The organism is Pedobacter sp. 01T416_2 (assembly GCF_056398925.1).
Window position 1 is genome coordinate 1 of the sequence record NZ_JBFTQI010000105.1, and the last position, 10,805, is coordinate 10,805.

The following is a 10,805-nucleotide window of genomic DNA, read 5'->3' on the forward strand; positions in this document are numbered from 1 at the left end:
GCGTTGCTTTGGTCGAGATGACGACTTTTCTATTGGAGCCTGGCAATGGTAGCGTCCTAGAAGAGACTTATATATTAAAAAACTTTATCCCCAGCTCTGCTGGCCTCTGTGCCTTTCTTTGTGCCCTCTGTGGTTAAAAATTAGTTCTAGTTTAAAGATCTCTCCGCTCCGCGTTGCTTTCGTCGAGATGACGACTTTTCTCAACTGAACTACATCCCCTCCTTCAAACTATATACTTCTCCTTCATAAACCCCCGCCAATAACTGCACTGCCATTTTGCTTCTTTGCCCGGTTTGGCAATAACACACTACTTTTTTGTTTTTTGGGATAGCTGCAAGCGACTCCCTGAGTTCGTACAGTGAAAGGTTGATGCCTCCAATATTGCCGTCTTCATGTTCGTAGCTTTCGCGTACATCAATTAAAAAAACTTCATCAGCATTGGTTTCCAGCCAGCGATCTAATGTTGTGCTATCGATTTCTGGTAGCGCTTTATCGGGTTTGGCAGGCGCTGGTTTTGCGGTATCGGTTGGTTTTTTTGAGGCAATTTTAAATACCAGCAGGGCATTGTTCAATGCATTAACAGTCATCAGTTTGCCTGCAAGTATTTCGCCAAAGCCGCAGATTAATTTTAGGGCCTCATTGGCCATATACAGGCCTATTAGGCCAGGTAAAATGCCGATTACCCCGCCCTCTACACAGTTAATATTTTCAGTTGGTGGTGCTGTATAGAGGTCTCTATAGTTTGCACCGCCCTGGTGGTTAAATACCGCAACCTGGCCTTCAAACTGTAAAATAGAACCGAAAATAAGTGTTTTGCCTAAAGCCACACAGGTATCGTTCACCAGGTAGCGGGTGGTAAAATTATCCGAGCAATCGACTACCAGATCATAATCCTCGCAAATATTTACCGCATTATCGGCCCTAAAACGTTCGTGATAGGCGCTGAAGCCCACATGCGGATTAAGCAATTGGAGTTTTGCTGCGGCAATTTTTGCTTTAGGTTGCCCAATATCGGTATGGTTATATAAAATTTGCCGGTGCAGGTTGCTCAATTCTACCACATCATCATCTACAATGCCGATTGTTCCTATGCCTGCTGCGGCCAAATACTGCAATACCGGGCAACCCAAACCACCTGCGCCGATAACCAATACTTTGGCGGCTTTTAGCTTTTCCTGTCCGGCGGGGCCCAGTTCGGGCAGGATCATCTGCCGGTTGTAACGGTTCAGTTCTTCTTTTATTAACATGATTTTTGGATCAAACTCATATCCCAATCTTTCCAAATGGGCTCATAACCCTGTTTTCTGATCATGGCTGCAATTTCCTGCGCCGAGCGCTCGTCAGATATTTCGAACTGCTCTAAAGATTGCGGTTCTACCTGGTAACCACCTGGATTGGTTTTAGAACCGGCACTAATAGCGGTAATACCCAACTTAATCACCTGGTTTCTGAAAGCTACGGTTTCGCGGGTAGAAATAGACAGCTCTACTTCACTGTTGAATAAGCGGTAAGCACAGATCAGTTGCACCAATTCCTTATCGTTCATCACTACTTTAGGTTCTAAACCGCCGCTAAAGGGGCGCAGCCTGGGGAAAGAAATGCTGAATTTACTTTGCCAATATTGTTTTTCGAGGTAAGAGAGGTGCAGGGCCGTAAAAAATGAATCTGTACGCCAGTCTTCCAGTCCGATTAATACGCCAAGCCCCATTTTATGGATCCCGGCCTGCCCCAAACGGTCAGGCGTTTCTAAGCGGTACAGAAAGTTTGATTTTTTGCCTTTTGGATGGTGTTTCCGGTAATCATCCTGGTGGTAGGTTTCCTGGTAAACCAGTACGGTATTTAACCCGTGCGGAATAAGGGTTTCGTAGTCGGCTACATCCAAAGGCTGCACCTCCATGGATATATGGGCAAAATGTGGGCTGATGAGGTCTAATACTTTTTTAAAGTAATCGGTGTGCACACTCTGGTTGGCTTCGCCGGTAACGAGTAAAACATGGTCGTAACCCATTCCTTTAATTACCGCAACTTCCTGCATAATTTCCATTGGGTTGAGCGTTCTGCGCCTTACTTTATTGTCATAACTGAAACCACAATAGGTACAGATATTATTGCACTCGTTGGAAAGGTAAAGCGGGATATACATCTGGATTACCCGGCCGAAACGGTCTAAAGTTAATCGCTGGCTAAGCTGCGCCATATCTTCGAGATAAGGCAGCGCTGCGGGAGAAATAAGTGCTTTAAAATCTTCCAGATCGCGCTGAGTATTGCGCAATGCCCGTTCTACATCTGCAGCTGTTTTATCGTAAATACTGGCTTTAGTATCGTCCCAATTGTGGGATTCGAATACCTCGTTAAAGCTCTTCATCTAAAAATGCGGTTAGTGGACTGCTTGCTGCAGCATAGTGTGTTTGAGCACCTAGTTTAGACTCGAAAGCCATTCTGCCAGCTTCTACAGCCATTTTAAAGGCAATAGCCATATTGGTTGGATCTTTGGCTATGGCAATGGCGGTGTTCACCAGAACGGCATCAGCACCAATTTCCATGGCTTTGGCTGCATCAGATGGCGCACCTATCCCGGCATCAATAATTACCGGGACCCTGCTCTGGCTGATGATAATCTCTAAAAAATCGATCGTTCTTAATCCCTTGTTACTGCCAATTGGGGAGCCCAGCGGCATTACTGCTGCCGTGCCCACATCTTCCAAACGTTTACATAAAACCGGGTCGGCATGGATATAAGGCAAAACCACAAAACCGAGTTTAACCAGCTCTTCAGTGGCTTTTAAGGTTTCGATCGGATCTGGCATGAGGTATTTCGGATCTGGATGGATTTCCAGTTTGATCCAGTTGGTTTCTAAGGCTTCGCGTGCCAGCTGAGCGGCAAAAACGGCTTCTTTTGCATTGCGCACACCAGAGGTATTGGGCAATAAATTGATGTGCGGATATTTAAGGTGATGAAGGATATCGTCGTCCTTGCCTTTTAAATCTACACGTTTGAGCGCTACGGTAACCAGTTCGGAGGCCGAGGCAATTAAGGCACTTTCCATCTCTTTGGCAGAACTGAATTTTCCGGTACCGGTAAAGAGACGAGAGCTAAAGGTTTGATCTGCTATGGTTAACATATCTGTAATTTTTAAATCGAATGAATACTGAACTTGCTGTTGATTTCTTCAATAACCGCAGCCGTTTGTGTTTGGTTGGTGAGCGCTGCCGAGATGGCGATTCCGTAAATCCCAGTTTCGAGTATAGCAGGAATATCAGCTGCTTCAATGCCACCTATGGCAATAATGGGGGTGTTAATTCCAGCTTTTCGTACTTTTTCCATTAGTTTGTGGTAGCCCGCTAAGCCCACAACCGGGCTCAGGTTTTCTTTGGTCCGGGTAAACCTAAAGGGCCCAAGGCCAATATACTCGGCACCCTCTGCTACCCTTTGCAAAATGTGCTCGAAGGTATTCGCTGTACCGCCGATAATCTGGTGTTTGCCGATAATTTTTCTGGCTTCGGAAATGGGCATATCCTGCAGGCCCAGGTGTACGCCATAACTATTTACGGCTTTTGCCAGGTGCGGAAAATCGTTTACGATAAGTTTGGCACCATACTTTTCGCATAACGCCTGCGCGGCTTTTGCAAAAGGCAGGATTTCGGCTTCGGCCTGGTTTTTAATGCGCAGCTGGATCCACTTTCCGCCAGCTTGGAGCACCTGCTCAATGGCATCTAAATGGGTACCTGTTCGGGGTGCTTGCGAAATATATTGTAATGGGTAAATCATAGCGATGTTTTTAAAACGGTTGATGGTAAGCAAGGCAATGTTGCTGTGCTTTTTTAAAATTGATTAAAGCTTGAGCGGGATCGTTCCAGATGCAGCCCAATAGCGCAATACCATCGAAATTCATTTCTTTTACCTGATCGATCTGGTTGAAGCCAATACCACCCAAAGCGATTAATTTTGTATTGCTGTTAGGCTTGTTTAAATGAAAACCTGGAGGAATAACCCCCATGTAACCTGGCTTGGAAAGGCTGTTGAATACCGGGCCATAAAAACTGTACTGGTATGGCCTAATGCGATCTATAGCTGATAACTGATGAATAGATGTGCTCCATATATGCTTTTGTGGCGGCGGGGTATTAGGCGTAATATTTTTTCTAAAGCTTTCAGTATGGTGGATTCTATTAATGTTATAATCGTTTGCCAGCGCATGGAAATAGTGTAAAGCAATGCGGGGATGGTATTCCGGTAAAATCCCTTCCACAATTTTACGGTAACCGGCCTCATCGGCATTTTCCTTGCGCAAATGGAAAATCTGTAAACCGGCTTCGAAAAGCTGGTTTACAAGATGACATTCTTCTTTAAAAATAGTAGGCTTGGCAATTACAATCAATTCCATAGCGGTTTAAGAATAAATTTCGCTTCCTTTTTGGGTAAACTCTTTCGATTTTTCCTGCATGCCCTGTGCTAAAGCCGCCTCTGCTTCCACACCTTGTTTTGCGGCATATTCCCTCACATCCTGCGTAATTTTCATCGAGCAGAAATTCGGGCCGCACATGGAACAGAAATGTGCAATCTTGGCACCCTCTGCAGGTAAGGTTTCATCGTGGAATTCTTTTGCGGTATCTGGATCGAGTGAGAGGTTAAACTGATCTTCCCACCTAAATTCGAACCTGGCCTTGCTTAAAGCATTGTCACGGTATTGCGCACCTGGATGGCCTTTGGCCAAATCGGCTGCATGTGCGGCAATTTTATAGGTAATTACACCGTCTTTAACATCTTTTTTGTTTGGCAGGCCCAAGTGTTCTTTAGGGGTTACATAACAGAGCATCGCTGTGCCAAACCAGCCGATCATGGCAGCGCCAATGGCTGAGGTAATGTGGTCGTAACCTGGCGCAATATCGATAGTTAAAGGGCCTAAAGTGTAAAATGGCGCTTCACCACAATGGTCGAGCTGTTTTTCCATATTGGCTTTAATCAGGTGCATGGGTACATGCCCAGGACCTTCTATAATCGTTTGTACATCGTGTTTCCAGGCTATTTTAGTGAGTTCGCCAAGCGTTTCGAGCTCCGAAAACTGTGCAGCATCATTTGCATCGGCAATACAGCCAGGCCTTAAACCATCACCTAACGAAAAGGCCACATCATACGCTTTCATAATTTCGCARATCTCCTCAAAATGGGTGTACAGAAAGTTTTCTTTGTGATGGGCTAGGCACCATTTGGCCATAATGGATCCGCCACGCGAAACAATACCTGTAATCCTTTTAGCGGTTAAAGGCACATAACGGAGCAGTACACCGGCATGGATGGTAAAATAATCTACGCCCTGTTCGGCCTGCTCAATTAAAGTATCGTGGAAGATTTCCCAGGTGAGGTCTTCGGCTTTTCCGTTTACTTTTTCTAGAGCCTGATAAATAGGAACGGTACCAATGGGCACAGGCGAATTGCGGATAATCCATTCGCGGGTTTCGTGGATATTTTTCCCTGTTGATAAATCCATAATGGTATCGGCCCCCCAACGGCAGGCCCAAACGGCTTTTTCTACTTCTTCTTCGATGGTAGAGGTTACGGCCGAGTTACCGATATTGGCGTTAATTTTTACCAGAAAGTTTCGGCCAATAATCATGGGCTCGAGTTCGGGGTGATTGATATTGCAGGGAATTACCGCCCTGCCAGCTGCTACCTCTGCCCTTACAAATTCGGGTGTGATGTAGCCTTTTGGTGTATTTGCGCCAAAGTTATTGCCTTGGTGCTGGTGGTTCATTACATCGTGCTGATCGCCCAATTGCGCATTTAACAGTTCGATCTGTTGGTTTTCCCTAATGGCGATATATTCCATTTCGGCCGTAATGATGCCTTTTTTTGCATAATGCATTTGAGATACATTGGCACCGACTTGCGCTTTGTAGGGTTTGTTAGTGAAATTAAAGCGTAAGGCATCAAGCTTCTCGTCGGCCAGGCGCTGTTGTCCGTAAGCAGAAGATAGTTCAGCAAGTTCTACCACATCAAGTCTTTCTTTAATCCATTGTTCCCTTAGGCGCGGTAAGCCTTTTTTTACATCAATAACAACATTAGGATCGGTATATGGTCCGCTGGTATCGTAAACCGTAACAGGCGGATTAGGCTCGGTTAATCCAAATCCATTATGGATTTTGGTTTCCGATAAACTGATTTCGCGCATGGCCACCTGGATATCATGGATTTTTCCAGGTACGAAGATTTTGCGTGAGGCCGGAAAAGGACTGCGGCTGATCACCTCTTGGTTCGGTGTTTTTTCTTGTTTCATATCAGTAGAATCAATTATTGAGTGATTGAATGAGTGATTGAATGAGGGATTGAGAGTTATTGAGTGAGAGAATGATTGAATGACAGAAAGGAGTGAATTGGCTATGCTTTACATTCAATCATTCAAAATTTATTCATTCTATTATCCTCCCTGCGTGGCTTTTATGAGTATAACCTGATCGGCTGGATTTAATACATGGGTTGCCCAGTCTGATTTGGGAATAATGGTTTGGTTTACGGCAATGGCAAGGCCGTTTGTTTCGGTTGAAATGACAACAGCAAGCATCTGTTCAATGGAACAGGCTTCGTTGAGCAGATAGTTTTGATTGTTTATAGTTACTTCCATATTTTAAAAAATTGGAAAAACTATAGAGATTGCCCCAAAATGGAGATCGAAAAGACAGCAATGTAAGATTGCTTTCACTTTTCCCTTCGGCAGTACTAACTGCATCAGGTTCAAAGGGTATTTCTCAGCACGTAGGCACCCCTAAAGTTTTTTGTAAATATATGCGATTAAATTTCTAATGCAAATTTAAATTTATATAGATAAAATCTATAAAGAGCTAACGATAATATAGAGATAGGGGGTGGAAGAGTACAAAATTGTCATCCTGAGCGTAACGAAGGATCTTTACTAATTAGGTGTAACATCGGAAAAAGATCCTTCAATGCTTTCAGGATGACAATTGGAACGATTAAAACAAAATTTTCACCACTCAATCTTCGATCCCAGACTCCCGACTTCGGACTAAACTCCCTCATCCATCTTTTCTTTTTTTTTAACCGCAGAGGGCACAAAGAGAAGGCGCAAAGGCCGCAGAGCTAGGCGTAAAGTTCTTTGCCGTTTAAGGAATGTAAGAAAATATAAGATCCTTGAGCTTATATGAACCTTCTATGTCTTATATGGTTCAATAAAAATATTGGTGAATGACACGTTGTTCGACTCATGACTTCAGACATAACCCTCCCCCATCATCCATCATCCATATTTTTTAACCGCAAAGGAACAGAGTGAAGGCGTAAAGGTTGCAGAGCTGGGCGTAAAGTTTTTTACCATTTAAAGGATTTAAGAAAATATAAAGCTATTGAGCTTGTATGATCTTCTATGTCTTTGGTTAATTAAAAAGATCCTTCACTTTTAACTCTGCGCAGTACAAGCTCGCTTCGCGCCTCAAACTACCGACTTCAGACTAAAGACTATGGACTAATTAACTAATCCACACCACCCGCCTTTCGCAAAATGCAAAAATTCCTTACCTTTGCAGCATCACCAAAACACCCCATACATGTAAGATTCATTTCTTTTCAGAAAATAGATAACCAGCAGAGCGGATCCGTTCCTGCAATTATTTACAATAAAAAAAGAAATTTATGCTTATTCTACAAGGGGCTAACTACATCCATCCTAATGGAGATTTACTGTTTTCAGACTTAAATCTTACCATTAACAAATACGAAAAAATTGCACTCATTGGTCATAATGGGGCAGGGAAATCGACACTTTTAAAAATTTTGTCGGGTAAACTCAGGCCAACTGCCGGATATGTTAAAACGGAATCGGTGCCTTATTATGTGCCACAGCTTTTTGGTCAGTTTAATGATTTTACCGTTGCGCAGGCACTCAGGATTGAAGATAAACTAAAAGCATTGAACGAAATCCTCAACGGAGAAGTAACCGACGAAAATTTGACTATACTCAACGATAACTGGACCATTGAGGAACGTTGCGCGGAAGCTTTGAGTTATTGGCTATTGGAGGGTTTAGACTTAAACCAAAAAATGGAAAGTTTAAGCGGGGGACAAAAAACCAGCGTATTTTTGGCTGGCATCGCGATACACCGTCCGGATATTGTTTTGATGGATGAACCGACCAATCATTTGGATCAGGAAGGCAGAAACAGGTTGTACGATTATATCCGATTGACCAGGAAAACTTTGGTGGTGGTGAGTCACGACCGTACTTTATTGAACCAGATTGAGAAAGTTTGCGAGCTAAGTAAGCGGGGAATAACCATTTATGGCGGAAATTACGATTTCTATGCTGCGCAAAAGAAAATTGAAAATACTGCTTTGAACAATGATTTAAAAGCAAAGGAAAAAGCGTTGCGCAAAGCTAAAGAAGTGGAGCGGGAATCGATCGAGCGGCAGCAGAAGCTTGATGCCAAAGGGAAGAAAAAACAGGAAAAAGCTGGATTGCCGACCATTTCGATGAATACGTTAAAAAATAATGCAGAAAAAAGTACAGCAAAATTAAAGGCCGTGCATACCGAAAAGCTCGATCATATTTCTGCTGAATTAAGCCTGCTCAGGTCTGTGCTGCCTGATGCAGACAAAATGAAGATCGGTTTCAACCAAGCCAGGCTGCACAAAGGGAAAAGTATTGTTGAGGCTAAGGAGGTCAATTTTGCTTTTCACGATCAACTACTTTGGAAGGAGCCGCTTAGTTTTCAGATTTTTAGTGCTGAGCGTTACGTGATAAGGGGCCGGAACGGATCGGGCAAAACCACCTTGATCAAGCTTATTTTGGGGCAGCTCCAGCCCTTGGTGGGAAGTTTAAACAAAGCAGACATTAGCTCCATGTATATTGACCAGGATTATTCGTTGATCGATAATCAACTTACAGTTGACGAACAGACCCAGCAATATAACTCTGGTGCATTGCAGGAGCATGAAGTAAAAATCCGTTTAAACCGGTTTTTGTTTGGCAAAACCGATTGGAACAAACCTTGTTCGGCCTTAAGTGGCGGCGAGAAAATGCGGTTGATCCTTTGTTCGTTAACCATCAGCAACCAATCGCCCGACCTGATTATATTGGATGAGCCTACCAATAACCTCGATATCCAGAATGTAGAAATTTTAACAGCGGCCATTAACGAATACCAGGGAACGCTTTTAGTCATATCGCATGATGAATATTTTCTTAACCAAATTTATGTGGAACATAGCATTGATCTTTAAAATAAATATATAGCCTTATCTTCGTTCCAAATAATTAAAACCAGTATACCTATGCAAAACCTGTTAGCACTACAAAGTGGCGAACTTAAAGGAGCAGTATCGTTAAAAATTTCTGAAAACCTAACCGAGTTTCCAAACGAAATATTCGAGTTGGCCGATACTTTGGAGGTGCTGGATTTATCTTTTAATAAATTAAGTGCATTACCGGCAGATTTTGGCCGTTTAAAGAAATTGAAGATTTTCTTCTGTTCAGAAAACCTTTTCACGGTTATGCCTGAGCAATTGGCCGACTGCCCTTTGCTGGATATTGCAGGTTTTAAATCTAACCAGATTAAAACGGTGCCTGCAAAATCACTGAATCCTAATCTTCGCTGGCTGATTTTAACAAACAATAACATTGCCGAATTGCCAAAAGAGATTGGGCAGTGTACGCGGATGCAAAAGCTGATGTTATCGGGCAACCGTTTGGTGCAATTGCCTGATGAATTAAGTAATTGCCAAAATTTATCGTTACTGCGGATTGCTGCTAATAAACTGCATGAGCTGCCACAATGGATTGCCATGATGCCTAAACTTTCGTGGATTGCATTTTCCGGGAACAACTTTAGTAAAACTCCTGCTGTAGAAACACTTTCGTTAATTAATTGGCACGATTTAGAAATTAACCATTTATTGGGTGAAGGCGCATCGGGTATTATTTCGAAAGCAAACCGGACTATTGGTGATGAAACCCAGGAGGTAGCCGTTAAATTATTTAAGGGCAATGTAACCAGCGATGGCTTGCCGGAAGATGAAATGACGGCCTACATTGCTGCGGGTTACCACCCTGGTTTGGTTAATTTAATCGGGCAGATTGCCCTGCACCCTGAAGATAAAAAAGGACTGGTGATGGACCTCATTCCTCATCATTTTTATAACCTGGGTAATCCGCCGAGTTTAGAAAGTTGTACAAGGGATGTTTTCCCTGAAGCTATGCAGCTGTCGGAAAAACAGTTGCTGAGTATTGCCAAAACCATTGCCTCCTTAGCCGCGCAATTGCACGAGGCCGGGATTATGCATGGCGATTTATATGCGCACAATATCCTGATTGATGATGAGGGCAGTACTTTATTCGGCGATTTTGGTGCTGCAAGTTTTTATGATCAGGCTGAGGTTACACTTGCCACCGCTTTAGAGCGGATAGAAGTGAGCGCTTATGGTTACCTGCTCGATGATTTACTTTCGTTAAAAAACGAAACGGTAAGCGAAACGTGTTCGAATGCTTTGGGTACCTTAAGAGACGCCTGCTTAGTTGCATCACCATTAAACAGGCCTGGTTTTCAGGATTTGGTTGATGCGTTGGTGAAGATTTAAAAGCAAAAACTTATCTTTCGAATTATTTTGTAAAGATAAGTTGCTCCAACGTTTGATCAGAAACATTAATGCCTATTATTTGCCTTTTATCGTTTAATAGGATATTACCAGGCAAAGCATTAATACCAAAAGTTTTTGCAATTTCAGAATTAAAGCCTTCTTTTATTTGCACTTGTTTCCATTTGGTTATGTCATCCTCTTTACTTGCTTTAGTCATATT

9 protein-coding genes, 1 pseudogene and 1 riboswitch are annotated in these 10,805 nt (G+C 43.0%); of the genes and pseudogenes, 2 read left to right on the top strand and 8 right to left on the bottom strand.

The window, feature by feature from the left end:
- Positions 1-209: 209 nt before the first annotated feature.
- The 7 genes from moeB to thiS form a co-directional block, all read right to left on the bottom strand.
- The gene (moeB, locus tag AC1DPQ_RS06715) at positions 210-1,247 is read right to left on the bottom strand and encodes a molybdopterin-synthase adenylyltransferase MoeB (RefSeq protein ID WP_477582419.1); all 1,038 of its coding nucleotides are present in this window, start codon (positions 1,245-1,247) and stop codon (positions 210-212) included.
- Positions 1,241-2,365, bottom strand: a complete 1,125-nt coding sequence (gene thiH / locus AC1DPQ_RS06720) for a 2-iminoacetate synthase ThiH (protein WP_477582421.1) — start codon at positions 2,363-2,365, stop codon at positions 1,241-1,243. The genes moeB and thiH overlap by 7 nt, the downstream gene beginning before the upstream one ends.
- Complete coding sequence (locus AC1DPQ_RS06725; RefSeq protein WP_477582422.1) at positions 2,352-3,122, bottom strand: thiazole synthase; 771 nt, start codon at positions 3,120-3,122, stop codon at positions 2,352-2,354. Before AC1DPQ_RS06725 ends, thiH begins: the two co-directional genes overlap by 14 nt.
- 11 nt (positions 3,123-3,133) lie before the next feature.
- Positions 3,134-3,769, bottom strand: a complete 636-nt coding sequence (locus tag AC1DPQ_RS06730; protein WP_477582424.1) for a thiamine phosphate synthase — start codon at positions 3,767-3,769, stop codon at positions 3,134-3,136.
- A gap of 10 nt (positions 3,770-3,779) precedes the next feature.
- Positions 3,780-4,385 (bottom strand): thiamine phosphate synthase, encoded by a 606-nt coding sequence (locus tag AC1DPQ_RS06735; protein WP_477582426.1) that lies wholly within the window; start codon positions 4,383-4,385, stop codon positions 3,780-3,782.
- Between the two features lie 6 nt (positions 4,386-4,391).
- Positions 4,392-6,275 (bottom strand): phosphomethylpyrimidine synthase ThiC, encoded by a 1,884-nt coding sequence (thiC, locus tag AC1DPQ_RS06740; protein WP_477608499.1) that lies wholly within the window; start codon positions 6,273-6,275, stop codon positions 4,392-4,394.
- Positions 6,276-6,416: 141 nt separating this feature from the next.
- Complete coding sequence (thiS, locus tag AC1DPQ_RS06745; RefSeq protein WP_029277981.1) at positions 6,417-6,620, bottom strand: sulfur carrier protein ThiS; 204 nt, start codon at positions 6,618-6,620, stop codon at positions 6,417-6,419.
- 64 nt (positions 6,621-6,684) lie between these two features.
- Positions 6,685-6,773, bottom strand: a riboswitch (TPP riboswitch).
- 872 nt (positions 6,774-7,645) lie between these two features.
- On the opposite strand from thiS, the gene abc-f reads away from it, so the two are divergent.
- A complete protein-coding gene (gene abc-f / locus AC1DPQ_RS06750) occupies positions 7,646-9,232 on the top strand; it encodes a ribosomal protection-like ABC-F family protein (protein WP_477584199.1) in 1,587 nt (528 codons plus the stop codon).
- Between the two features lie 51 nt (positions 9,233-9,283).
- Positions 9,284-10,585, top strand: coding sequence for a leucine-rich repeat-containing protein kinase family protein (locus AC1DPQ_RS06755; RefSeq protein WP_477584197.1), 1,302 nt, complete (start codon positions 9,284-9,286; stop codon positions 10,583-10,585).
- A gap of 22 nt (positions 10,586-10,607) precedes the next feature.
- Here the strand turns inward: AC1DPQ_RS06755 and AC1DPQ_RS06760 are convergent.
- Positions 10,608-10,805 (bottom strand): annotated as a pseudogene (locus AC1DPQ_RS06760) (hypothetical protein); the annotation flags it as partial.